The organism is Microbacterium sp. SCPM-O-B-15248 (M128) (genome assembly GCF_058214835.1).
Map to the genome: position 1 here is coordinate 150,505 of NZ_JBYQLI010000001.1, position 23,566 is coordinate 174,070.

Consider the following 23,566-nt stretch of genomic DNA (forward strand, 5'->3'; position numbering starts at 1 on the left):
GTCAGTCGATGAGGTCGTGGCGGACGATGACCTGGTCGCGCGCGGGCCCGACACCGATGACCGAGATGCGCGTGCCGCTCATCTCTTCGAGGGCCAGGACGTACTCCTGAGCCGTCTTCGGAAGCTCGTCGAAGGTGCGCGCCGTGGAGATGTCTTCGCTCCACCCGGGCAGGTACTCGTAGATCGGCTTCGCGTGGTGGAAGTCGGTCTGGTTGACCGGCAGGTCGTCGAACCGCTCGCCGTCGACGTCGTACGCGACGCACACGGGGATCTGCTCGAGGCCTCCGAGGATGTCGAGCTTGGTCAGCACGAGGTCGGTGATGCCGTTGATGCGGGTCGCGTAGCGCGTGATGGGAGCGTCGTACCAGCCGACTCGGCGCGGGCGACCGGTTGTGGTGCCGAACTCGAAGCCGCGCGAACGCAGCCAGTCGCCGCTCTCGTCGAAGAGCTCGGTGGGGAACGGACCCGAGCCGACGCGCGTCGTGTAGGCCTTCACGATGCCGACGATGCGATCGAGGCGGTTGGGCCCGACGCCCGAACCCGTCGACGCGCCACCGGCCGTCGCCGAGGACGACGTGACGAAGGGGTAGGTGCCGTGGTCGACGTCGAGCATCGTGGCCTGGCCGCCCTCGAAGACGACGACATCGCCCTGGTCGAGGGCGTCGTTCAGCAGGAGGGAGATGTCGCTGACCATCGGCCGGACGCGCTCGGCGTACGAGAGCAGGTCTTCGACGACCTCGTCGACCGTGATCGATCGGCGGTTGAAGACCTTGACGAGGAGGTGGTTCTTCTGGTCGAGAGCGCCCTCGACCTTCTGCCGCAGGATGTTCTCGTCGAAGAGGTCTTGCACGCGGATTCCGACGCGGTTGATCTTGTCGGCGTAAGCAGGGCCGATGCCGCGGCCGGTGGTACCGATCATGCGCTTGCCGAGGAAGCGCTCGGTGACCTTGTCGAGCGTGCGGTGATACTGCGTGATGATGTGCGCGTTGGCGCTGATCTTCAGCCGGCTCGTGTCGAGGCCCCGGGCGTTGAGGGCCTCGAGCTCGTTGAAGAGCACCTCGAGATCGACCACGACGCCGTTGCCGATGACGGGGGTGACGCCCGGCGAGAGGATGCCGCTGGGCAGCAGGTGCAGCGCGTACTTCTCGTCGCCGATGACGACGGTGTGTCCGGCGTTGTTGCCGCCGTTGAACTTCACCACCCAGTCGGTGCGCTCACCGAGCAAGTCGGTGGCCTTGCCCTTGCCTTCGTCGCCCCACTGGACGCCGACGATCACGATTCCGGGCATGTGCGCTCCTCGCGTGTTATCCGGCGGTACACCCCATCCTATCGAGCGTGCTCGACACGCCCTTTCGGGGTTGTGCACAACCCCGCCCCGCGTCCGCGCGAGGTCACTACCCTGAGCGCATGCTCCGTTCCCGCACCTGGGCCACTGGCTGGACCGCGCTGCGTCTGGCCATGGCGACGCTCATCGCCGCCGCCGTCGTCGCCCAGTTCGTCTCCACGGTCGCCGGCGCCGCTGCCGCCGACCGCGACGTACCGACGACGATCGCCAACTTCTTCAGCTTCTTCACGATCCTCTCCAACACCGCGAGCGTCGCCGTGCTGGCATGGGCGGGCATCCGCTTCCTCGCGCGTCGGCGTCGCCTCGAACCCGATCCGCTCCCTCTCGCCGCGGCCCTGGCGTGGGTCTCGACGTACATGGTGATCACGGGCGTGGTCTACAACCTGCTGCTGCGCGGCCTCCCGCTGCAGCCCGAGACGGTCGGGTGGTCGAACGAGGTCATGCACGTGTGGGGGCCGCTCTTCCTCCTCCTCGACCTGTTCCTGGGGCCGTGCCGGCGACGCCTGCCGTGGAAAGCGGCGTTCGGCGCGGCGATCTTCCCGATCGCCTGGATCGTCTACACGCTGCTGCGCGCGAATCTCGTCACCAACCCCACCACCGGCCAGCCGTACTGGTATCCGTACCCGTTCCTGAACCCGTACGACAGCAGCTGGGGCAGCGTCATCGGCTACATCATCGGCATCGCGGTCACGATCGTCGTGGTCGCCGTAGGCGCCGTCGCGATCGGCCGGCGGCGCGGCATCCGGAGTTCCTGAGGCGGAGTCGACGCCGCGGGACTCCCGGCCCCGGAACGCGCGGCCACCGGAACGCCCCGCGGCCGCTACCGTGGTCGATGTGCATGCGCGCCTGTTCCCCGCGGCCCTGATCGCCTCGGCCCTCCTCGTTCTCGCCGGCTGTGCGGGGAGTGCTCCGGCCCCGGCATCGCCGGATTCGCCGAGCGCCTCCTCCCCGGCCTCCGCAGCCGCCGCCTCGGGCGCGTGCGCGTACCGCGCGCAGGGGCAGGCCGCCCGCGACGTCACGCCCCCGCCCGCCGGCGAGACGACGTCCGGCGCCGTCACCGTCACGCTCGAGACCTCGGCCGGAGCCGTGCCGATGACGCTCACCGGGGACCGCACCCCCTGCACGGTCGAGAGCTTCGTCTCGCTCGCGGAGCAGGGGTACTTCACCGGAACCGACTGCCACCGCCTCACCACCCGGGGCATCTTCGTGCTGCAGTGCGGAGATCCCGCGGGCACCGGCCGCGGCGGGCCCGGCTACTCCTTCGCGGACGAGGTGGACGGCAGCGAGGAATACCCGGCGGGCACGATCGCGATGGCCAACGCAGGTCCCGACACCAACGGATCCCAGTTCTTCCTGGTCTACGCCGACTCCCCGCTGCCGCCGGACTACACCGTGTTCGGCCGGCTGTCCCCCGAGGGCCTCAACGTCGTGAAGAAGATCGGCGCAGCCGGCGTCGCCGGCGGAGGCGCCGACGGGCCTCCCGCGACCGCGGTCACGATCACCGGCGTCACCGTCGGCTGATTACCCCCGAGCCTCGAGCGCACGTCGCCGCCGACCACGGGTTCGGGGCGCGGCATCCGTCCCGAATAGAATCGAGCGCATGTCCAAGGTCCTGCAGTCCCTTCCCGTCGGCGAGCGCGTCGGCATCGCCTTCTCGGGTGGTCTCGACACCTCGGTGGCCGTCGCGTGGATGCGCGACAAGGGCGCCGTGCCCTGCACCTACACCGGCGACCTCGGGCAGTACGACGAAGACGACATTGTCTCGATCCCGGGCCGCGCGACGCAGTACGGCGCCGAGATCTCGCGTCTGGTCGACTGCAAGACCGCCCTGGTTGAAGAAGGCTTCGTCGCCCTCGCCTGCGGCGCGTTCCACATCCGCTCGGGCGGCCGCACGTACTTCAACACCACGCCGCTGGGTCGCGCCGTCACGGGCACACTGCTCGTGCGCGCGATGAAAGAGGACGGCGTCGACATCTGGGGCGACGGCTCCACCTACAAGGGCAACGACATCGAGCGGTTCTACCGCTACGGCCTGCTCGCCAACCCGGCCCTGCGCATCTACAAGCCGTGGCTCGACGCGGACTTCGTCACCGAGCTCGGTGGCCGCAAAGAGATGAGCGAGTGGCTCGTCGCCCACGACTTCCCGTACCGCGACAGCGCCGAGAAGGCGTACTCGACGGATGCCAACATCTGGGGCGCCACGCACGAGGCCAAGACGCTCGAGCACCTCGACGTGTCGCTCGAGGTCGTGGAGCCCATCATGGGCGTGCGCTTCTGGGACCCCGCGGTCGAGATCGAGACCGAGGACGTCACCGTCGAGTTCGAGGCCGGGCGCCCGGTCGCGATCAACGGCACGCGTTTCGACGACCCCGTCGCGCTGGTCCGCGAGGCCAACACGATCGGCGGCCGCCACGGTCTCGGCATGAGCGACCAGATCGAGAACCGCATCATCGAGGCGAAGTCCCGCGGCATCTACGAGGCTCCGGGCATGGCGCTGCTGTTCATCACGTACGAGCGCCTCGTCAACAGCATCCTCAACGAGGACACCCTCGCGACCTACCACGAGCAGGGTCGCCGCCTGGGTCGTCTGATGTACGAGGGGCGCTGGCTCGAGCCGCAGTCGCTCATGCTGCGCGAGTCGATCCAGAAGTGGGTCGGGTCGACCATCACGGGCTCGGTCACCCTGCGCCTGCGCCGCGGCGAGGACTACACGATCCTCGACACCGTGGCATCCGGGATGTCGTACTCGCCCGAGAAGCTGTCGATGGAGCGCGTCGGCGACGCCGCGTTCGGTCCCGTCGACCGCATCGGCCAGCTCACCATGCGCAACCTCGACATCGCCGACTCGCGCGCGCGCCTCGAGCAGTACGCGGCGCTCGGACTCATCGGTGGCCCCACGGGCGAGCTCGTGGGCGACGTCGCCGCCGGTGGCGCGCGCGAGATCATCGAGCCCGCCACGCCGCTCGACGCAGCCGGCGAGCGCCTTGCCGGCGCGACGGATGCCGCCGGCGAGTCCGCCGCGTTCGAGTCCGGCACCGACTGAGCCCCCTCCTCACGGTCGCGTGAGGGGTCAAAATGTGTCGCTTCAGCGCACGGCAGGCGACACATTCTGACCCATCACGCGGATGAAAGTGCACACGGGAGTGCAAGATAGGGCGTACACTCGGGGACCGTGAGTACGCCTGCCCGTCGTCGTGACGCGGTCGAGAACCGCGCCGGCATCGTCGATGCCGCCACCGCCGCCATCGGCCATGATCCCCATGCCTCCATCGCGGCGATCGCGGCACGCGCAGGGCTGTCGCGCCGCGCCCTGTACGGCCACTTCGACGACCGCAACGCGATCGTCCGCGAGGTGATCGCCGCCGGCGCCGCGCGCTTCAACGCCATCGCGGACCGCATCGACGATCCCGACTCCCGCCTCGCCCTGGCCCGGCTCGCCTCCGAACTGTGGCGAGAGGCCGCCCACGTGCAGGCGGCGGCCGCCCTCGCCCTCGACGACGCGCATCTGCCCGAAACCTCTGCCGCACTGGCGCCGCTGCGCCGCCGCATCGACGCGATCGTGCGTCGCGGACAGGAGGCCGGTGAACTGCGCGCCGACCTGCCGGCTCCGACCCTGTCGAGACTGCTCGAAGAGACCGGCCGCATGGTCGTCGCCCGCGTCGACGCCGAGTCGGCGAGCGCCCGCGCGATCGCCGTGACGGCGGTCCTCGGCATCGCCGGCATGTCGTGGGTCGATGCCCGCGACCTGCTGACCCGCCACCCCGAACTGGAGGCGCAGTGAGAATCGTCCTGGACGCGGTCGCGAAGGGACGCGCGCAACGCGCACTCCCCGAGACGACCACCTCGTACGAGACAGGCCGCGCGACCCTCGTCGTCGCCGAGACCGAACAGCGCCCGACGGTGCTGGGCCTCGTGGCATCCGGTCGCATGAAGATCGACGCCGGATCCGTCACGATCGACGGACGCACCGACCCCGGTGCCATCCGCCGCCGGGTCGCGCTCGTGGACGCGCCCGTGGTCTCCGAGCCGGAGCCGAACGTCACGGTCACCGGCGTCGTGGCCGAGGAGCTCATGTTCGCCGGGCATGCGCCCACTCCCTTCGCCGCGCAGCGGTGGCTCGAGGGCATCGGCCTGGAGTCGCTGGCATCCCTGCCGATCGGCAATGTCGAGGCGGCGCAGCGGATCCGGATGCTGCTCGAGCTCGCCGCACTCCGCCAGGGCGTCGAGGGGCTCGTGCTCGTCGCCCCCGATCGCCACGGCGGCGAGCCCGGCGCGTGGTGGCGGATCGCCGAGGAGTTCGCCGAACGCGGCTACGCGGTGCTCGTCATCGCCGGGCAGGCCTCCCGGACGGCGCTGGACGCCCTCGGCTCCGGAACGATCGACAGCACCCGGCAGGAGGACGTCCGGTGAAGATCCCACAGATGATCACGGCGGAGCTGCGCCGCCTCACCGCGACGCGCATGTCGGTGCTCGCCCTCGTGGCGCTCCTGGCCGTGCCGATCCTCTACGGCGGCCTGTACCTGTGGGCCAATCAGGATCCCTACGGCAATCTGTCGCACGTGCCCGTCGCCCTCGTCGTCGACGACCGCGGCGCCGAGATCAACGGCGAGCAGCGCAACCTCGGCGACGAGGCGGCCGACCAGCTGCTCGACAGCGACACGTTCGAATGGCATCGGATCGACGCCGATCAGGCCACGACCGGGCTCGAGCGGGGGGACTTCGACTTCATCGTGACGATCCCGTCCGACTTCAGCGACGCCGTGGCATCCCTCTCCAGCGATACCCCGCGGCAGGCCGGCATCGAGCTGCGCACGAACGACGCCAACAACTACCTCGCCTCGACGATCGGCTCGCAAGCCGTCTCCCGCATCCAAGCCTCGGTGGCGCAGAAGGTCGTCGACGAAGCCGGGCTCACTCTGCTCGACGCGCTCCACACGATCCGGGTGAGCCTCGTGGATGCCACGACGGGCGCGACGCAGCTCGTCGACGGCCTCGGCACCGCGAAATCCGGTTCGGCGCAGCTGGCATCCGGCTCGGCGCAGCTCGCCGACGGCACCGCCCGGCTCTCGGACGGCGCGGCGCAACTACGCGACGGCACCGCGCAGCTACGCGACGGGTCGGCGCGCGTCGCCGACGGCGCCCAACAGGTGGCGGGCGGGGTCGACCGTATCGACACCGTCGCCCGACAGGTCGGCACGGCCGCTGGTGAGGCCGCGGCGCTGCTTCCGCAGGCCCGCAGCGACATCGCGGCCGCCCTCGCCGACGCCGGGGTCGACCCGCAGAAGATCGACGAGGTGCTCTCCCGGCTCGACCCCGTCGGCCAGCGCCTCGAGACGGCGAACGCCCGCGTGCAGGACACCGTGACGCAGATCGACCGCCTCGACTCCGGCGCCCGCCAAGTCGCCGACGGGAGCGCCACGCTCGCCTCGGGCGCGGCCGGCGCGGCCGACGGCGCCTCCGCTCTCGCCGACGGTGCCGCCACCGCGGCCTCGGGCGCCGCGCAACTGCGCGATGGGGCGAGCACCCTCGACGGCGGCCTCGGCCAGCTCTCGGAGGGGGCGGCGAAGCTGCGCGACGGTCTGGCGTCGGGCGTGCAGCAGATCCCCGACTCCGACGACCAGACCCGCCAGGCGCAGGCCGCCACGATCTCCGATCCGGTCAGCGTCGGGTCGACGTCGGTCACCAAGGCGCAGAACTACGGCGCCGGCCTCGCGCCCTTCTTCGCGGCACTGGCCGGCTGGATCGGCATCTACGCCCTGTTCCTCATCGTCAAGCCGGTCTCCAAGCGCGCCGTGACGGCGCTGCGCTCCCCCTTCCGCGTCACGCTCGCCGGGTGGCTCACCCCGGCCGCGCTCGGCTCGGTGCAGATGGTGGGCCTGTTCACGGTGCTCGCCGTCGCGCTGCAGTTCTCGTTCGCCAATCCGTTGGCCGCGCTCGGCATCCTGCTCTTCGCCTCAGCCACCTACGCGGCGATCGTGCTCGCCCTGAACGTGTGGCTCGGGTCGGTCGGACAGTTCCTCGGCCTGGTGCTGATGGTGCTGCAGCTGGTGACGGCGGGCGGGACCTTCCCCTGGCAGACGCTGCCCGCTCCGCTCGCGGCCCTGCACCACGTGCTGCCGATGGGCTACGTCGTGGATGCCATGCGGCAGGTGATGTACGGCGGAGACCTGGGCCGCGTGGGCACCGACCTGCTCGTGCTCGGCGCCTGGCTGGTGGGTGGCGTGCTGCTCGCGGCGCTGGGTGTGACACGCATGACGCACCACCGGACGCTCCACGACCTGCAGCCGAGCCTCATCGGCTGAGGTCGCGACGAGCGTCGAGAGCGCGCGCGGAGCCCTCGGCGGAATAGGGTCGGGGGACGAGAACCGCGAGGGGATGCCATGGCCAGCCGCAACACCCGCCTGATGCGCTGCACACCGGACGACCTGTTCGCCGTGCTCTCCGACGGCTGGCTGTACCCGGTCTGGGTCGTGGGCGCGGCCCGCATGCGCGATGTCGACGCGGAGTGGCCGCGAGAGGGCGCCCGGATCCACCACTCGCTGGGGGTGTGGCCGGTGATGCTGCACGACACGACCGAGATGGTGGAGTGGGACCCGCCGCGCCGGGTGCGACTGCGCCCCAAGGCCGGACCGCTGGGACGCGGTGTCATCCGTTTCGACGTCCGCCCGCACGGCGACGGGATCGCCGTCACGATCGCCGAGGAGCCCGTGTCGGGGCTGCCGGCGCTGCTTCCCGGCATCCTCTGGCGGCCTCTGCTGCGGCTGCGCAATCACGAGTGCCTGACCCGTCTGGCCTTCCTCGCCGAGGGTCGTCGCGAGGAGCGAGAGGCGGGCGAACTCGAGGCCCGCACGCACACACCGGACCCGTCCGAGGGCTCCGCCTCACCGCAGGCCGAGAGTGACGCGGCCGAAGCCGAGATCTGAACCTCGGGAGAACGCGCCCGCGCGCGGCCTCGCCAGCCGTATAGTTGACAAAACACAACTTCTTTTCGGCACCGGCGACACCCGTCCTCCCGGTCCACCGCGCGCGCCCCTGCCGTGCGGCATCCCTTTTCGGCCCTCTCGCCCTTCCGAGGAAACGTGACCACTGCTGCCGTGTCGACCCCGACCACCCGAAGCACCCCGGTGATGACTCACCGCCAGATCCTGTTCGTCATCTTCGGGCTCATGGCGGGAATGTTCCTGTCCGCGCTCGATCAGACCATCGTGGGCACCGCGATCCGCACCATCGGCGACGACCTCAACGGTCTGAGCCAGCAGGCGTGGGTCACCACGGCCTACCTCATCGTGTCGACGATCTCGACGCCCATCTACGGCAAGCTCTCCGACATCTTCGGACGACGCCCGCTGTTCCTCATCGCCATCGTGATCTTCATCCTCGGCTCGATCGCGGCGAGCTTCTCGACCTCGATGGTCGAACTCGCCGCCTTCCGCGCGATCCAGGGCCTGGGCGCGGGCGGACTGATGTCAATGCCACTGGCGATCATGGGCGACATCCTCGCGCCGCGCGAGCGCGCGAAGTACCAGGGCTACTTCCTGGCCATCTTCGGCATCTCCTCGGTCATCGGACCGCTCGTGGGCGGCCTGTTCGCCGGCGCCCCCGAGATCCTCTTCATCGCCGGCTGGCGCTGGGTGTTCCTCATCAACGTGCCGATCGGCCTCGTCGCCCTGGCCATCGTGCTGCGGTTCCTGCACATCCCCCGCCACCCGCATGGATCGGTACGCATCGACTGGTTCGGTGCCGCGACGGTCGTCGTCGCCCTCGTGCCACTGCTGCTCGTGGCCGAACAGGGCCGCGAGTGGGGCTGGACCTCGCCCATCGCGATCGCCTGCTACGTCGTCGGCGGCCTCGGCATCCTGGCCTTCATCCTCATCGAGCGCACGATGAAGGACGACGCCCTCATCCCGCTGAAGCTCTTCCGCTCGTCGACGTTCTCGATGGCGACCGTGATCGGCATCTTCGTCGGATTCGCCATGTTCGGCGCGATGCTGACCCTGCCGCTGTACCTGCAGCTGGTGCTGGGCTCCAGCCCGACCGAGAGCGGGTTCCAGCTCCTGCCGATGATCCTCGGCCTCATGATCTCGTCGATCGTGAGCGGCCAGATCATCTCTCGCACCGGCCACTACCGGATCTTCCCGACCATCGGCACCGCCTGCATGGCTCTCGGCTTCTTCACCCTGACCCTCGTGCGCTACGACACCTCGTACTGGCAGATCGCCGGCTCCATGCTGCTCATCGGACTCGGCCTCGGCCAGCTGATGCAGACCCTCACCATCGCCTCGCAGAACTCGGTCGGCCCGCGTGACATCGGCGTGGCCACCTCGGCATCCACCTTCTTCCGTCAGATCGGTGGAACCCTGGGCACGGCTGTACTGCTGTCGCTGCTGTTCACGCTCGTGCCGGTGAACCTGCAGGCGAACTTCCGCGACCCCGCGTCGCTGACCGACGCCCTGGATGCCGCCCTCGACCCGACGGTCGCAGCGGCTCCCGCCAACCAGGGCATCATGCAGAAGGTCTACGACCCGTTCGTCGAGAAGCTCTCGGACGGCGCCCTCAGCGGTGCGCAGGACGGCATCGCGCAGGCGAAGACCGCCGCCGCCGACGCTGTCGCGCAGCAGGTCGCCGCGGGCACGATTCCGGCCGCCGCACAGGACCAGGCCACCGCGGCCGCGCAGACGCAGGCGATCGCTCAGGCCGGCGCGGCGATCCAGCAGCAGGTCCCGGTCGCCCGGGTCGCCGCCGACGGCACCGTGACGCTCGACTTCTCGGATGCCACCGCGCGCCGCGCCTTCGTCGACCAGGCCGTGCCGCAGATCATCGACGCGTCGGGCTCGTCGGACTCGTCGTTCGACAACAGCACGATGGACGACACGTCGTTCCTCAACGGTGCCGACCCGCGGCTGAGCAAGCCGCTGCTGGTGTCGTTCAACGAGTCGACGACCAGCGTCTACTGGGTCGGCATGGCCGTCGCGCTCCTCGCCTTCGTGCTCACGCTGTTCTTCCGCACGCCGCCGCTCCGCGCCAAGTCGGCGCTGCAGGAGTCGCACGACGCCGAGCGCCAGCCCGAGCCCATCGCGCTCGGCTGAGCCCGGGCGGCGCGGGCCGGGCAGCGGCGGGCCGGGGGGGGCCGGGGGGCGGCAGGTGACGCCCCGCGGCTGCCGCCGCCGCCGCGTCCCGATAAACGCTGCGGCGAGCGAGACACGCGGTGTCGCTGCGTGTCTCACTCGTAACGGCGTTTATCGCTGATGGTACGGCCGCTTCCCGCTCGCCGCACCGTTTATCGCTCAGAGCGGCCGCTTCACCCTCGCCACAGCGTTTATCGCTCGGGCGTGGACGCCTCTCGCCCCGGGCCGGGCCACGGCGCGGGGTCGAGGCCCCGGCCCCATCGCGCTCGGCTGAGCCCCGCCGACACCCGCGGCGGCATCCGCCGCCGCGTCCCGATAAACGCTGCGGCGAGCGAGACACGCGGTGTCGCTGCGTGTCTCACTCGTAACGGCGTTTATCGCTGGGGGTGCCCTCAGCTCTCGGGGCGGGAGGGTGCCGCGATCGAGCCGCCGTCCTCGGTGCGGTGCTGCAGGTCGTCGACGTACAGGCCGGCCTCGTCGATCGTCCGGTTGCGGTAGGCGGCACGGCCGACCATGTGCGCGGCGAGCGGCGCGGTGGCGAACTGGATCAGGACGATCGGGATGCCGAAGGCCAGCGCCTCCCACGTGCGCAGCGACAGCACGACCGCGGTCACGATGAGCACCACGCCGAGCACCTGCGGCTTCGTCGCCGCGTGCAGACGTGAGGGCACATCGCGCCAGCGCAGCAGACCGATCGTCGCGGTCAGGCACAGCACCGCGCCGATCAGCACGAGCACGAGGGCGACGACGTCGAGCACGGATTCCAGGGTCACCGGGGGTTCTCCTTCCGCGCCACGAAGCGGGCCACCGCGATCGACCCGAAGACGCCGACCGCGGCGATGATGAGCATCGTCGGGAGCGAGCGCGTGTGGTGGTTGATGACCATGTCGGCCCCGAGGATGCACAGCACCTCGGTCAGCAGCACGTCCGCGGCGACGGCGCGGTCCAGGATCGACGGACCGATGACGAGCCGGATGAGCGCCAACACCGCGGCGACGGCGAAAACGACGAGGATGACGATGACGAGAGCGGTCATAGCGGGGTCCGTCCGTCGCGGGGCGAAGCCGCCCCGTGGTGGGCGTCCTCGTCGGCCTGGGCGATCTGGCGACGCAGATCGGCGAGCTGCTCGCGCGAGCCCACGGCCCGCGTGATGCGTGCCTCCCAGCCGAGCACGACGCGGCGCTGGTGCTCGGCATCCTCGTCACTGCGGATGCCGATGGTGTGCAAGAAGAGGGTGCGCCCCTCGCGGTCGACGTCGATGATCAAGGAACCGGGGATGAGGGAGGCCGTCACCGCCGTGTGCGCCATGATGACGTCGTCGTCGACGCGCAGCGGAACCGCGATGATCGCGGCACCCGGCGGCCGTCGGAAGTCCAGCACCTGCCACGCCACGACGAGTGAGCCGCGCACGACGGCGGCGAAGAACGTCGCCACGAAGACGAGGCCGTACCAGAGGTTCAAGCGGCCCGACAGGTCGACGGGCGGAAGGCGGAACACGCGGGTCACGAACACGGCGGCCACGAGTCCGGTGATCAGCGCCAGCCACGTCAACTGTCCCCACAGCAGCATCCACAGCGCGACGAGGATGACGAAGAAGGGCAACTGCTGCGCGAAGAAGCCGAACTGCGACCGGCGTGAGGGGCTCATCGATCAGCCACCTGTTCCTGCAACTGCACGAGCGTGATGCCGTCGGTGATGCGCTCACCGGCGCGCAGGCACACGTCCAGCAGCGGGCCGGCGAACACCGTCAGCGAGAGCGTGACGACGACCATCCCCGCCGTCGCGAACGTCATGATGCGGGGGATCGTGCGGCGCTCGGTCGAGATGGATGCCGCGGGGGCGTTGCCCAGGTAGGCGATCCGCTCGAGGGTCTCGGTGGAGTCGTTCTCCTCGCGCCAGAACGAGAGGTTCCACGCCCGCATGAGCGCGTACAGCGTGAGGATCGAGGTCGCGATGCCGCCGACGATCAGCACCATCATCACCGGCGTCCCCACCTGGGCGGCGGCGTCGAACAGCGCGTACTTGCCGATGAAGCCCGAGAACGGGGGCAGTCCACCGAGGTTGATCGCCGGGATGAAGTACAGGACCGCCAGCAACGGGGCCGCACGCATGAGCCCCTTCACCTTGAGGATGGAGGTGCTCCCGGCTCGACGCTCGATGAGGCCCACGGCCAGGAACAGGGTCGTCTGCACGATGATGTGGTGGACGATGTAGTAGATCGTCGCGCCCACCGCCAGCGGGGTGTTGATCGCCAGCCCGAAGATCATGTACCCGATGTGGCTGACCAGCGTGAACGACAGGATGCGTTTGAGTTCGGCCTGCGCGACCGCGCCGAGGATGCCGACGATCATGGTCGCCAGCGCGACCATCATCAGCAGGAAGTTGAGGTCGTTGTCGACGAACAGCTGCGTCTCGGTGCGGATGATCGCGTAGACGCCCACCTTCGTCAGCAGGCCGGCGAACACCGCCGTGACCGGCGCCGGTGCCGTGGGGTACGAGTCGGGGAGCCAGAACGACAGCGGGAAGACGGCGGCTTTGATCGCGAACGCGAGCAGCAGCATGAGGTGCAGGATCGTCTGGATGTCCTGCGGCAGCTGCGCCATCCGCTCGCTGATCTGGACCATGTTCACGGTGCCGAGGGCGCCGTAGACCATCGCGATCGCCGCGAGGAAGAGGATCGACGACACCAGCGAGACGACGATGTAGACCACGCCGGTGCGGATGCGCGACTCGGTGCTGCCGAGAGTGATGAGCACGTACGAGGCCACGAGCAGGATCTCGAAACCGACGTAGAGGTTGAACAGGTCGCCCGCGATGAAGGCGTTGAAGATGCCCGCACCCAGGATCAGATACGCCGGATAGAAGATCGAGACCGGGGTGTCTTCGTCGTTGTCGGCCGCTCCCTGCCCGATCGAGAACAGCAGCACCGCCAGCAGCACGATGGCCGACACCATCACCAGCAGCGCCGCCAGGACGTCGACGTACAGCACGATGCCGAGCGGGATGTCCCACCCGGCGATCGCCACGGCGATGGGACCGGTGGTCGTGTCGACGGCGACGAGCAGGATCGCGGCGAGCACGAGCACGAGCGTGAGGGATGCCACCGACACGACGATCTGCGTCTTCTTGCGGCGACCGAAGACGAGGTTGATGGCCGCACCGATGAGGGGGATGCCGACGAGCAGGGGGACCAGGGCGCTCACGAGCGATCACCGTCCTCGGGGTCGCGGGCATCGTCCTCGGGGTCGTGGATGCCGCCCTCGGGGCCGCGGGTGTCGCCCTCGGGTCGGGTGCGGCGGACGGCGACGCGGTCGACCGGGGCATCGTCCACCAGGTGCGAGAGGTCGCCCTGGTGCAGCACGCGGATGGGCGAGACGTCGTCGCCGACGAAGTCGGTCGTCACGTCGTCGTCGTCCGAGCGGGATTCGTCGTCGATGGCATCCTCGGGCTCGGATGCCGTGCGCTCGCGGAGCGCGACATCCTCGGCGTCGTCGACCACGGTGTCGGCCTCGCCAAGCTGCCACGAACGGTAGATGAGGGCGAGCAGGAACGCCGAGATGCCGAAGGTGATGACGATGGCGGTGAGGGTCAGCGCCTGCGGCAGGGCGTCGGACATGTCGGCGGAGTCGGTCTGCCCACCGTCGTAGAACGGTGCCATGGCCGGGCGGCCCATGACGATCAGCAGCAGCAGATTGGCCGCGTTGCCGAGCAGCAGGAAGCCGATCAGCACGCGGGTGAGGCTGCGCTCGAGCATGGCGTAGACGCCGCACGCGAAGAGCACGGCCATGATGACGACGAGGACGAACGAGATGGTCACGGCAGCGTCACCGCCTCGGTGTCGACGGCATCCTTGGACTGTCGGTCGACCTCGGCGCCGAGACTGCGGAGGACGTCGAGCACGAGGCCGATGACCACGAGGTACACGCCGACGTCGAAGATCGTGCTGGTGACGAACTCCCAGTGACCGATGACGGGGATCTCGCCCTCGAACGTGAAGCTCTGCAGCGGTGCAAACCCGAAGAACAGCGGGACGATCGCGCAGAGGACGGCGATCGCCATGCCCGCGCCCAGGAGTCGCCCCGCGTCGGTGGGCGCGGCGGCGCCGAGCTCCCACCGCCCGCCGGCGATGTACCGCATCACGAGGGCCATGCCCGCGACGAGACCGCCGGCGAATCCGCCACCGGGGAGGTTGTGCCCCGCGAAGAGCAGATAGAGCGAGACGATGATGATCGCGTGGAAGAGCACCCGGATGATGATCTCCATCAGGATCGACCGGTTCTCGGGCTGCACCTTCGACCCCGAAATGAGCCATGCGCGCGGGGCGTCGGCCTCTCCCGCACGCTGCGCACGCACACCGCTGTCGGTCTCGATGAGCGGACGGCGGCGTCCGAGGCCCACGCGGCTGCGTGCGGTGCCGGACCGGCGGCGGGAGAGGTTGTCGCTGCGATCGGTGATGAAGACGAGGGATGCCACGCCCGTGGCCGCGAGGATGAGCACCGACAACTCGCCCATCGTGTCCCAGCCGCGGAGGTCGACGAGCGCGACGTTGACGACGTTGCGGCCGTGACCGATCTCGTACGCGAGGGCGGGCCATTCCAGCGAGATGGGGAGGTCCTGCCGCGCACCGGTGGCGACGATGGCGACGAGGGCCATCGTGAGTCCGACCCCGACGCCGAGCGCTGCGCGCGCCAGGGGCGCGACGGAGGCGTTGTGCTCACCCATGCGGGCGGGGAGCCGGCGCAGGACGAGGGCGAACACCACGAGGGTGACGGTCTCGATGAGCACCTGGGTGAGCGCGAGGTCGGGGGCGCCGCTCGTGCCGAAGAGCACCACCATGCCCAACCCCGTCACCGACACCAGCGCCACGCCCGTGAAGCGCTTGCGTGCGCGGACGGCGAGGATTCCGGCGGCGATCATGATCGGGGCCGCGATGAGCTGCGCGGGGGACTGCCACGCGTCGAGCTGCGCGCGCCACTCGTCGGACGCGATGAGTGCGGTGCCCTCGGCGACGACCAGCACGACGAAGATCGTCCCGACGTAGAACGGCAGCGATCCGCGCTGGAGGCGCGCCGTCGTCCACTCCGACGTGCGGTCGATCCCGCGCACGACGGCGTTGTAGACGTCGTTCGCGGTGAAGGGGAGGACGCGCCGCCGACGGTGCAGCTGCGTGCGCCGCACGACCCAGAAGATGGCCGCACCCAGTGCCAGGGTGCCGAGCGACAGGAACAGCGCAGGCTCGAGACCGTGCCACAGCGCGAGGTGGTACGGGTACTCGGGCGCCGGGACTCCCGCGGTCGCCTCGGGCAGTCCATCGGCGTACGGCGCGAGCCACCCGTCGAGCATGGGGGCGAGGAAGCCCAGCGCGAGGGTCGCCCCCGACAGAAGCACGGGGGAGGCGAGGAACCCGATCGGCGGGTCGGGCCACTCGGTGCGCTCGATGGAGGGCTTCGTCCAGAACGCGCCCCAGAGGAACCGGATGCCATAGGCCGCCGTCAACGCGGAACCCGCGACGACACCGAACAGGGCGACGAGGCCCCAGGGCGCTCCGGCGGTGGCCTCGTGCCACAGCGCCGTCAGCGCCGTCTCTTTCGCCACGAAGCCGAGAGTGGGGATGACGCCCGCCATCGACGCGATCGCGATGAACGAGGCGGTCGCCATGACCGGCGCCTGCCGGCCGAGGCCCGAGAGCTCGCCGATGTCGCGAGTGGAGAGCTGGCGGTCGATGACGCCGACGACGAGGAAGAGGCAGGACTTGAACAGGGCGTGGCTGAGCAGGAGTGCGACGCCGGCGAGAGCGGCATCCCGAGTCCCGTACCCGAGCATCACGGTCAGGAAGCCGAGCTGGCTCACGGTACCGAAGGCGAGGATGCGTTTCAGGTCGCGCTCGCGCAGCGCCTGGAAACCGCCGAGGAGCATCGTGAACACGCCCAACGTGATGAGCGTGGGCCGCCAGAGCGGGGTGTCGGCGAACCCCGGGGCGAGGCGCGCGACGAGGTAGATGCCCGCCTTCACCATCGCCGCCGCGTGCAGGTAGGCGCTGACCGGCGTCGGGGCGGCCATGGCGCCGGGCAGCCAGAAATGGAAGGGGAAGATCGCGGACTTGCTCAGCGCGCCGACGAGGAGGAGCAGCACGGCGACGTCGACGACGGGGCCCACGGGCGGGTCCGCGAGGATGGCCGACAAGCTCGTGGTGCCGGACTGGACGACGATCAGCACGACACCGATCAGCATCACCAGACCGCCGAGCGTGGTCACCAGCAGCGCCTGCAGGGCGGCGCGGCGGCTGGCAGCGCGGCCGTGGTAGTACCCGATGAGCAGGTACGACAGGACGCTCGTGACTTCCCACAGCATGATCAGCACGACGATGTCGTCGGTCAGGACGAGGCCGTACATCGCTCCGGCGAAAGCCAGGAGAACGGCGGAGAACTGCCCGACCCCCTGCGTCTTGCCGCGGAAGTACCAGCGGCAGTAGAGCATGACCAACGCGCCGACCCCGGTCACGACCAGCGTCAGGAGCCACCCGAGCGTGTCCATGCGCATCGAGAGGGAGATGCCGAGCCCCGGGATCCACGAGTATTCCTCGAAGGGAATGTCGCCGGAGAAGACGGCAGGGGCCTGCACGATCGCGTACGCGAAGGCGAGTGCCGGCAGAACCGCTGCGACGTAGAACGCACGAGCTCCGATGCGGGCCACCAGGAGAGGCAACAGCATCGGGACGAGCGCGAACGCGCCGAGGAATGCCAGCAGTGTGGGCCTCCTCGGGGTCGACGGGCAAATGCCCGGGCTCTCGGGGTGTGGACTCTTATTCTACCGGGAGCATCCGGGGCCCTGCGCCGAGGACCTCATGTGGTACGCGGCGGAGCGGTCGTCGTGCCCACCCGGAAGACGCACGTGAGGTCGAGACCGGCGGGCGTGGATCCCTCGATCATCGCCGATACGGCCTCGCCGGCGGCCCGGCCTTTGGCCTTGGCCGGCTGCACGAGCGTCGTGAGCACGTGGGGCGCGAGACCATCCACGACGACACCGTCGAAGCCGGTGACACTGACATCGAGCGGCACGCGCAGACCGGCTTCTTCGGCGGCCCGGATGACCCCGGCGGCCAGCAGGTCGGTCTGCGCGATCACGGCGGTGGGACGCCGGTCGGGATCGGCGAAGATCGCGCGCCCGGCGATCGCACCCTCGTCGATCGAGCTGCCGGCGGCGGCCAGCGCGGGGGCCTGTGGGAAGACCTCACGCGCACCGGCGAGGCGATCGGCGGTCACGTGGACGCTGACGACGGCGTCATCGGGGATCCACCCGCGGCGTCGTTCGATGTCGACGGGGAGAGTGACGAGCACGACGTCGCGGTGACCGAGATCGGCCACATACCAGGCCGCCTCGCGCTGGGCCTCGACGTTGTCGAGCAGGACGCGGGGAACGCCCGGCCCGGCATCGCCCTCGACGACGACGACGGGGATGCCGCGGGCCCGCACGATCTCGAGCGAGTCGCGCAGGCGCGGGCTGCAGCCGATCAGCACGGCGGCGTCGATCGGAGCGGTCTGCAGCGAGGGCTCGCGCACCATCTCGCCGTCATCGCGGAGGAGGAGCAGCGCCGCCCCGAGACGGGAGACGCCGTCGGCGAGGCCGTCCATCATGTGCGTGGTGACGGGATCGAGGAAGGCGGTTCCGAGGTGCTGGTCGAAGACGACGCCGACGATCCCCGATCTGCCGCGGCGCAACGAGGCCGCTCGGGGGTCGGGCCCGGTGTAGCCGAGCTTCGCGGCCGCGGCGAGCACGCGGGCCCGCGTGGCTTCGGAGGTCGGCGTGTTGCCGCTGAAGACCACCGATGCCGTCGACGCGGAGACGCCCGCCTCTCGGGCGACGTCGCTGATGGTGGCGCGGCGCGTGCTCACCGCCTGATCGTACCTCCCCTCCCCGCCGTCTCGAATCGATTCGATCTGCGGGACCATCCTCGATACTCTGGCGACATGGATTCCGTGCTCACCCGTGCGCGCCTCGTGCGCTGGTACATCGCGATCTGCGCGATCTTCCTCGCGAGCGGGCTGAGCATCTCGACGTGGGCGTCGCGAGTGCCCGCGATCCGCGAGTCCCTCGGCATCGAGAACTCCGGCGTCGGCCTGCTGCTGCTGGGCATGGGGGTGGCATCCATCATCGGCCTGTCGGTCGCGCCCGTCATCATGGCCCGGCTGGGTGCGCGTCGGGGCATGCTCGCGGCGCTCGCGTGCGTCGCCGTGGGTGTCGTCATCATCGGGCTCGGATCGGACACGCTCCAGTTGTTCGGCGTCGCCCTCGTCGGTCTCGCCCTGTTCGGGTTCGGCAACGGATCCGTCGACGTCATGATGAACGTCGAGGGCGCCGCCCTCGAGAAGGCCACGGGGCGCACCGTGATGCCGCTGCTGCACGCGTTCTTCAGCTTCGGCACCGTGATCGGGGCCGGGATCGGCTTCCTCGCCGTGCGCGGGAACGTCGACGTGATCGCGCACTGCGTCGCGATGGGCATCGTGATCGCGGTGGTGGCCGTCGTGGCGATCGCGAACGTGCCCGCCCGGGAGACGGCCATGGATGCCGCGCCCGCCGCGCAGCGCGCGCACTGGCGCGAGCGGCTCGGCGAGTCCCTGTCCGCATGGCGCGAGCCGCGGACCTACACGCTCGGCGTCATCATGCTCGGCATGGCCTTCGCCGAGGGCAGCGCCAACGACTGGCTCCCCTCGGCGGTCGTCTTCGGCCACGGCGCGCCCGAAGAAGCGGGCCCGGCCGTTCTGGCGGTGTTCTCGGTCGCGATGACCCTCGGACGTCTCGCGGGCGGGCCGGTCGTGGACCGTTTCGGGCGCGTGTGGGTGCTCCGCATCCTCGCGGTCACGGCCGCCGCGGGCCTCCTGCTCTTCATCGTCGCGCCCTTCGGGCCGCTGGTCTACATCGGCGCCGCCCTGTGGGGTCTCGGTGCCTCGCTCGGCTTCCCCATCGGCATGTCGGCCGCCGCCGACGACCCCGCCAAGGCAGCCTCGCGCGTCGCGGCCGCCGCCACGATCGGCTACGTCGCCTTCCTGTGCGGCCCGCCGATCCTCGGGTGGATCGGCGACCACATCGGCCTGCTGAACACGCTGCTGATCGTGGTCGGCCTGATCGTGGCATCCGGGCTCTTCTCGGGGGCCGCGAAGCCCCTCGTGGTCGCGGATGACGCGGAGGCTGAGCCCGCCCAGCAGGCCTGACGCTGTCTTCCGCGGTTCACGCCCGGTTCAGTGTGCGAAGCCGGTCGTGGGTCGTTTGCGCGGGATGGGGGGCGCTCAGGTCCTCGAGGAACGCGACCTCCTCGCGGATCGCGTCGAGGAGCAGCTCGGCCATGTCGTGACTGAGGCCGAGGCGCACCACGATGCGCTGGAGGGAGTGAGGAACGAATCGGTGGCAACTTGACCGGTTACCAGTTGGTTCCTCGCGCCCCCTCTTCTTTGGTGGGCTACTCGTCCTCGATTAGACAGAGCAGCCCCACCACATGCAGGAGAGCAATGAGTGAGTTGGCCTTGCTGTACTGACGACTGCTGATCGTGTGTACGGTTCCGTGTCGAGTGAACTGCGTCGGCACGTCTACTCCTGGAGAGGTTGTTCCGGATCAGCCGAGTCGGAGCCCAACCGCACAAGTTCCACCAGTCGACTGCCTAGCGCGAAGCCTCGCAGATCGAGCGTCCGGACCAGGTACTCGGACTCGGTCAACTGCTTGATGAGGCGATATGCAGTTGCCCGCGGCATCTTCAGGCTTTCGGCTATCTCTCGTGCGGTTATTCCCGGACCGGCCCGCGCCACTTGCTCGAGAACCGCAAACGCGGACGCGACGGCTGCAGGCTGGCGCCCGTTGAAGTTGTCACTCCAACGCACTTCGCCCGTCGCATCCACGGGCATGTCAGTTCGAACGGCTCTCGGCACCGAGCACGTCCGCCGCAATAGCGCTGTCGTACATGCCAAGGTCGTCCAATGCGTTTGGCCTGCGCGACCTGAGCACGGACCACCAGGCCCATCCAGCAGCACATGCGCCGACCACCGTCGCCAGCGAAAGCCAGCTGCCGCCAGACAAGTCCAGCTTCAGGTCCACCGCGAGAACGGTGGCCGTGAGCAAGGCCGACACTCCGGCAAGCAATGCCACGGGTGCGGTCAGCTCCCCTAGGCGTGCGAGAAACACGATCAGCACCGCGGTGGCAATGACGTAACTGAGCATCAACGCTGGTGCGGCGACCATCTCGAGGGCATCTGTCGAGATTCCGAAGGTGTTGAAGATGACCGCACCACAGACAACGGGGACAAATGAGGCAATCGCCGCAATGTGCGGGGTCTGCAGTCTCGGGTGAGTGCGTCCAAGACAGGACGGAAGAATGACTTCGCGGCCGAAGAGGAAAAAGAGCCTGGTCAATGCCGTCCAGAACGCCGTAACTGCGGCCAGCAAGCACATCGCCAGCGAGAGGTGAACGATGGCGTTGGTCCCACGATCCAATGTCAGCTGAGCGAGTTGCGCGAACCACGCCGCCAGATACACGCCGGCTGCCAGCAGCACCGCAAGTGTCATTGCGCGAGGCACAGATGCGAGTGGCCGTCGCGCCTCAGCCCCAAGTGCTGCGCTGCTCTCGAACCCCAACCATCCGCCCACCATGACTACGGTGCCAGCCGATACCTTCGCCCAATCGACGCCGTGCAGACTGAACAGATCGCCCACCGGGGCACCGTGATCCATCAGAGCAACCACGATCAGCAGGGCGAGCAGAACCAGACCTACTGACTCCGTCACGAGTGTCACTCGAGTGGTGACTCGCACACCCATCACGATGATGCCCAGACAGATGAGAGCCACGAAGACGATAATCGTCAATCCGTCCGCGGCGCTGTCGCGGGAAGGCGCCTCCGAGGAAACGATGGCGAGCATGTGACCGCTCGCCAGACTGAGACCAGCCATCGCGAAGGTGCCGTAGCCGGTACAGAGCAGGAGCGCAACGACGAGCGCCACATACCGGAACCCCGATCTGGCGACGAAGGTGAACAGCGACCCGGAGCCTGCGAGGCGAGAGCCGAACTCGCCGAAGCTCCGAGCTACCCCCCATGAGATCGCCGCGGCCAGGATGATGCTGATCCATGCGCCTTGCTCGGCCACGACCCCGGTGACGAGCGCTGTCGACAGGGCCCACATCACGGGTGCGACGGATGCCACAGATTGCGCAACGATGTCCACCTGGCTCACGGTTCTTCTCCGGAGTCCATGAAGTTCGTTGCGCGCCGAGACTCCGGGGACCTCCTGCGGCTGTCGGAATGCTTCCCCGATGGCGCTCACGTTCATCTCCTTGCATACAGCGACAGCACGGTGGTGGAGCCGGCGCGGCCTGCGCCGGCTCCACCAGCGTGCGCGCTTGGTGTCTCCTGGGTGTTACGGGATGACGACAGTCACGGCATCGGACACACTGCCGCGAACCTGGTTGCTACCGACGTACTTCGCGGTCAGGTCGTGACTGCCGCTGCTCAGCGCCCCGAGGTCGACCTCGAGCGCTCCGCCGGCACCATGCGTGAATGGAACTCGTGTCACTTCTAGGTCGCCTTCGAGGATGGTGACCCACCCGGTCGTCGGGACGACGTCATTGCCCTCGTCGTCTGTCGCCGACACCGTTACTCGAGCCGTCATACCGGTCACTGCGAGTGTCGTGATTGATTCAGGCGTGACCTCGCTCGTCGCCCCGGCCGCGGCATCCTTCTCGCCTATGTAACCATTGCGATCAGCCCGCAACGCGATGGGCGACAGAGCCGAGAAGTCGTGCGGATAGAGGGTGAAGCCCTGCCAGTGAATGGGCATCGGGGACTGGTCCTCGTCGCGGACGACGTGGTGGAACCCAACGTTCACCCAGGCGATGGGATCGGTGAGAGTCTCCCCGTTCGTGAAGTCCAGCAGCGTGGCACCTTCGCATCCAGTGCCGGAGTTTTGGAGCGGCTGGATCTCGCACTCGTTGCGGTTGGTAAATGTGACGGTCGGCTGGAGGACCGGGTTCGCCTCGTACTCCGCACTCTCGTTCATGACGATGGCGTACCCGCGCGGATGCTGGTCGTCGTTGAGGCTGCTGGGGTTGAAGACACGCCATGACCGAAGCGAGTCGTTCATCCGCGAGGTCTCCGTGTCAAGGACGGTGCGGGTGGTCTCGTACAGCGACGAATGTGTGCCGTATTCCCCCGTCCACGCCGTGTTGAGCTCTTCGACTGTTTGGTCGTCCTTGCCGTCGATGGCGAATGCGACCTTCCACACGCCGTTGTGGAAGTGCGACGGGGAGTAGTCCGTCTGACCTTCACCGATCGGCCAGCCGTACCGCTCCTCGTCGATGCCTTCGAGCTGATCTGCCCAGAGCGCCACGTTCACTTCACCTGTTGCGCCGAGGGCGACATCGATCTGGCCGGTGTCGTGGAGGGTGTATTTCGATGAGTACTCGTAATTGCCGACTGCGGTGTTCGCGGAGATGACGAGTGCGCTGCCCTGCCAGGTGGTGAGGGTGCGCTTCTCGGGGGCGAGCAACTCGGACGGCCCCTCGTCCGTGACCCACGCGGAGCGTCCACCCAAGCCGGTGGCGACGACCTCCTGGCAGACGGTGGGCTTGTCCTCGACGAGAACCTCATTGCCCCCGTAGTCGAAGTCTGAGGCGGTGAGGTTGTGGATGGTGCCGGTCGGGCATTCCGCCTCGGTCATCTCGTTCGCGGAGGCGGCGCCCCAGCCGCCGAAGCCCATGTCGTTGTACTCCGTGGTGCCGACGTCGTAAGGAACGGTCATGGTCACGGGGGCGACCGAGTCGAGCACCTGGATGGGCTGCTTGTCGTTGACGCCCTGGAAGAAGACCTTCTCGAGAGTGAGTCCGCCGACATCGTCGAACCGCCAGCATAGATCCCAGGTGCTTCCGGTGCGGAAGGTGGTCGTGACGCGCTGGTCGCCAGAGCAGAAGGCCCCGGCGTACTCGTCATCCGGCAACGAGACGGCCGCTACATCGTCAGCGCTCTTCGGCTCCGATGCCCAGGTACAGCCGACGAGCCCAACGGACAACACCGCTGCAGCCGCTGCTGCGACGAGTGTGGTTAGCTTCATGTTTCT

20 protein-coding genes are annotated in these 23,566 nt (G+C 69.0%); 9 read left to right on the forward strand and 11 right to left on the reverse strand.

Features of this window, described 5'->3' with window-relative positions; genetic code table 11:
- Position 1: 1 nt before the first annotated feature.
- The gene (locus AC3E6M_RS00715) at positions 2-1,288 is read right to left on the reverse strand and encodes an adenylosuccinate synthase (RefSeq protein ID WP_138174121.1); all 1,287 of its coding nucleotides are present in this window, start codon (positions 1,286-1,288) and stop codon (positions 2-4) included.
- Between the two features lie 119 nt (positions 1,289-1,407).
- Here AC3E6M_RS00715 and AC3E6M_RS00720 point away from each other — a divergent pair, with 119 nt between their 5' ends.
- The 8 genes from AC3E6M_RS00720 (at position 1,408) to AC3E6M_RS00755 (ending at position 10,431) form a co-directional block, all read left to right on the forward strand.
- Positions 1,408-2,100: a Pr6Pr family membrane protein gene (locus AC3E6M_RS00720; RefSeq protein WP_252370930.1), complete on the forward strand. Its 693-nt coding sequence runs from the start codon at positions 1,408-1,410 to the stop codon at positions 2,098-2,100.
- Between the two features lie 79 nt (positions 2,101-2,179).
- Entirely contained in the window at positions 2,180-2,866 is a 687-nt protein-coding gene (locus AC3E6M_RS00725) for a peptidylprolyl isomerase (protein WP_252370929.1), read from the forward strand.
- A 79-nt stretch (positions 2,867-2,945) separates the two neighbouring features.
- Positions 2,946-4,388: an argininosuccinate synthase gene (argG, locus tag AC3E6M_RS00730; protein WP_138174117.1), complete on the forward strand. Its 1,443-nt coding sequence runs from the start codon at positions 2,946-2,948 to the stop codon at positions 4,386-4,388.
- Between the two features lie 129 nt (positions 4,389-4,517).
- Entirely contained in the window at positions 4,518-5,126 is a 609-nt protein-coding gene (locus tag AC3E6M_RS00735; protein ID WP_138174115.1) for a TetR family transcriptional regulator, read from the forward strand.
- Positions 5,123-5,755, forward strand: coding sequence for a hypothetical protein (locus AC3E6M_RS00740; RefSeq protein ID WP_138174113.1), 633 nt, complete (start codon positions 5,123-5,125; stop codon positions 5,753-5,755). The genes AC3E6M_RS00735 and AC3E6M_RS00740 overlap by 4 nt, the downstream gene beginning before the upstream one ends.
- Positions 5,752-7,647, forward strand: coding sequence for a YhgE/Pip domain-containing protein (locus AC3E6M_RS00745; RefSeq protein WP_138174110.1), 1,896 nt, complete (start codon positions 5,752-5,754; stop codon positions 7,645-7,647). Before AC3E6M_RS00740 ends, AC3E6M_RS00745 begins: the two co-directional genes overlap by 4 nt.
- A gap of 78 nt (positions 7,648-7,725) precedes the next feature.
- The gene (locus AC3E6M_RS00750; protein WP_138174107.1) at positions 7,726-8,268 is read left to right on the forward strand and encodes an SRPBCC family protein; all 543 of its coding nucleotides are present in this window, start codon (positions 7,726-7,728) and stop codon (positions 8,266-8,268) included.
- A gap of 204 nt (positions 8,269-8,472) precedes the next feature.
- Positions 8,473-10,431, forward strand: coding sequence for an MDR family MFS transporter (locus AC3E6M_RS00755; protein ID WP_138174104.1), 1,959 nt, complete (start codon positions 8,473-8,475; stop codon positions 10,429-10,431).
- A 431-nt stretch (positions 10,432-10,862) separates the two neighbouring features.
- On the opposite strand, the gene mnhG is transcribed toward AC3E6M_RS00755, so the two are convergent.
- The 7 genes from mnhG to AC3E6M_RS00790 all read right to left on the reverse strand — a co-directional run bounded on the left by mnhG (position 10,863) and on the right by AC3E6M_RS00790 (position 18,362).
- On the reverse strand, positions 10,863-11,237 hold the full coding sequence (mnhG, locus tag AC3E6M_RS00760; RefSeq protein WP_138174151.1) for a monovalent cation/H(+) antiporter subunit G: 375 nt from the start codon (positions 11,235-11,237) through the stop codon (positions 10,863-10,865).
- A 2-nt stretch (positions 11,238-11,239) separates the two neighbouring features.
- A complete protein-coding gene (locus AC3E6M_RS00765; protein ID WP_138174101.1) occupies positions 11,240-11,506 on the reverse strand; it encodes an MrpF/PhaF family protein in 267 nt (88 codons plus the stop codon).
- Positions 11,503-12,117 carry a Na+/H+ antiporter subunit E gene (locus tag AC3E6M_RS00770; protein ID WP_138174098.1) on the reverse strand — a complete coding sequence of 205 codons (615 nt, stop codon included), beginning with the start codon at positions 12,115-12,117 and terminating at the stop codon, positions 11,503-11,505. Before AC3E6M_RS00770 ends, AC3E6M_RS00765 begins: the two co-directional genes overlap by 4 nt.
- Positions 12,114-13,673 carry a Na+/H+ antiporter subunit D gene (locus tag AC3E6M_RS00775; protein ID WP_490528767.1) on the reverse strand — a complete coding sequence of 520 codons (1,560 nt, stop codon included), beginning with the start codon at positions 13,671-13,673 and terminating at the stop codon, positions 12,114-12,116. Before AC3E6M_RS00775 ends, AC3E6M_RS00770 begins: the two co-directional genes overlap by 4 nt.
- Positions 13,670-14,287, reverse strand: coding sequence for a Na(+)/H(+) antiporter subunit C (locus tag AC3E6M_RS00780; RefSeq protein ID WP_490528768.1), 618 nt, complete (start codon positions 14,285-14,287; stop codon positions 13,670-13,672). Before AC3E6M_RS00780 ends, AC3E6M_RS00775 begins: the two co-directional genes overlap by 4 nt.
- Positions 14,284-17,217, reverse strand: coding sequence for a Na+/H+ antiporter subunit A (locus AC3E6M_RS00785; RefSeq protein ID WP_490528957.1), 2,934 nt, complete (start codon positions 17,215-17,217; stop codon positions 14,284-14,286). Before AC3E6M_RS00785 ends, AC3E6M_RS00780 begins: the two co-directional genes overlap by 4 nt.
- A 95-nt stretch (positions 17,218-17,312) precedes the next feature.
- Positions 17,313-18,362, reverse strand: coding sequence for a LacI family DNA-binding transcriptional regulator (locus tag AC3E6M_RS00790; protein ID WP_490528769.1), 1,050 nt, complete (start codon positions 18,360-18,362; stop codon positions 17,313-17,315).
- Between the two features lie 75 nt (positions 18,363-18,437).
- On the opposite strand from AC3E6M_RS00790, the gene AC3E6M_RS00795 reads away from it, so the two are divergent.
- Positions 18,438-19,679, forward strand: a complete 1,242-nt coding sequence (locus tag AC3E6M_RS00795) for an MFS transporter (protein ID WP_490528770.1) — start codon at positions 18,438-18,440, stop codon at positions 19,677-19,679.
- Between the two features lie 373 nt (positions 19,680-20,052).
- Here AC3E6M_RS00795 and AC3E6M_RS00800 read toward each other — a convergent pair whose 3' ends face one another.
- The 3 genes from AC3E6M_RS00800 to AC3E6M_RS00810 form a co-directional block, all read right to left on the reverse strand.
- On the reverse strand, positions 20,053-20,364 hold the full coding sequence (locus tag AC3E6M_RS00800; RefSeq protein ID WP_138174084.1) for a helix-turn-helix domain-containing protein: 312 nt from the start codon (positions 20,362-20,364) through the stop codon (positions 20,053-20,055).
- Between the two features lies 1 nt (position 20,365).
- Positions 20,366-21,688, reverse strand: a complete 1,323-nt coding sequence (locus tag AC3E6M_RS00805) for an APC family permease (RefSeq protein ID WP_490528771.1) — start codon at positions 21,686-21,688, stop codon at positions 20,366-20,368.
- 183 nt (positions 21,689-21,871) lie between these two features.
- Positions 21,872-23,560 (reverse strand): copper amine oxidase, encoded by a 1,689-nt coding sequence (locus AC3E6M_RS00810; RefSeq protein ID WP_490528772.1) that lies wholly within the window; start codon positions 23,558-23,560, stop codon positions 21,872-21,874.
- Positions 23,561-23,566: the final 6 nt, after the last annotated feature.

Excerpts from the sequence above, each read along its gene's own strand:
- AC3E6M_RS00720 (WP_252370930.1), top strand. The coding sequence starts at position 1,408 with ATGCTCCGTTCCCGCACCTGGGCCACTGGCTGGACCGCGCTGCGTCTG.
- AC3E6M_RS00755 (WP_138174104.1), top strand. The coding sequence starts at position 8,473 with ATGACTCACCGCCAGATCCTGTTCGTCATCTTCGGGCTCATGGCGGGA.
- AC3E6M_RS00750 (WP_138174107.1), top strand. The coding sequence starts at position 7,726 with ATGGCCAGCCGCAACACCCGCCTGATGCGCTGCACACCGGACGACCTG.
- AC3E6M_RS00810 (WP_490528772.1), bottom strand. The coding sequence starts at position 23,560 with ATGAAGCTAACCACACTCGTCGCAGCAGCGGCTGCAGCGGTGTTGTCC.
- argG (WP_138174117.1), top strand. The coding sequence starts at position 2,946 with ATGTCCAAGGTCCTGCAGTCCCTTCCCGTCGGCGAGCGCGTCGGCATC.
- AC3E6M_RS00795 (WP_490528770.1), top strand. The coding sequence starts at position 18,438 with ATGGATTCCGTGCTCACCCGTGCGCGCCTCGTGCGCTGGTACATCGCG.
- AC3E6M_RS00715 (WP_138174121.1), bottom strand. The coding sequence starts at position 1,288 with ATGCCCGGAATCGTGATCGTCGGCGTCCAGTGGGGCGACGAAGGCAAG.
- AC3E6M_RS00800 (WP_138174084.1), bottom strand. The coding sequence starts at position 20,364 with ATGCCCGTGGATGCGACGGGCGAAGTGCGTTGGAGTGACAACTTCAAC.
- AC3E6M_RS00765 (WP_138174101.1), bottom strand. The coding sequence starts at position 11,506 with ATGACCGCTCTCGTCATCGTCATCCTCGTCGTTTTCGCCGTCGCCGCG.
- AC3E6M_RS00770 (WP_138174098.1), bottom strand. The coding sequence starts at position 12,117 with ATGAGCCCCTCACGCCGGTCGCAGTTCGGCTTCTTCGCGCAGCAGTTG.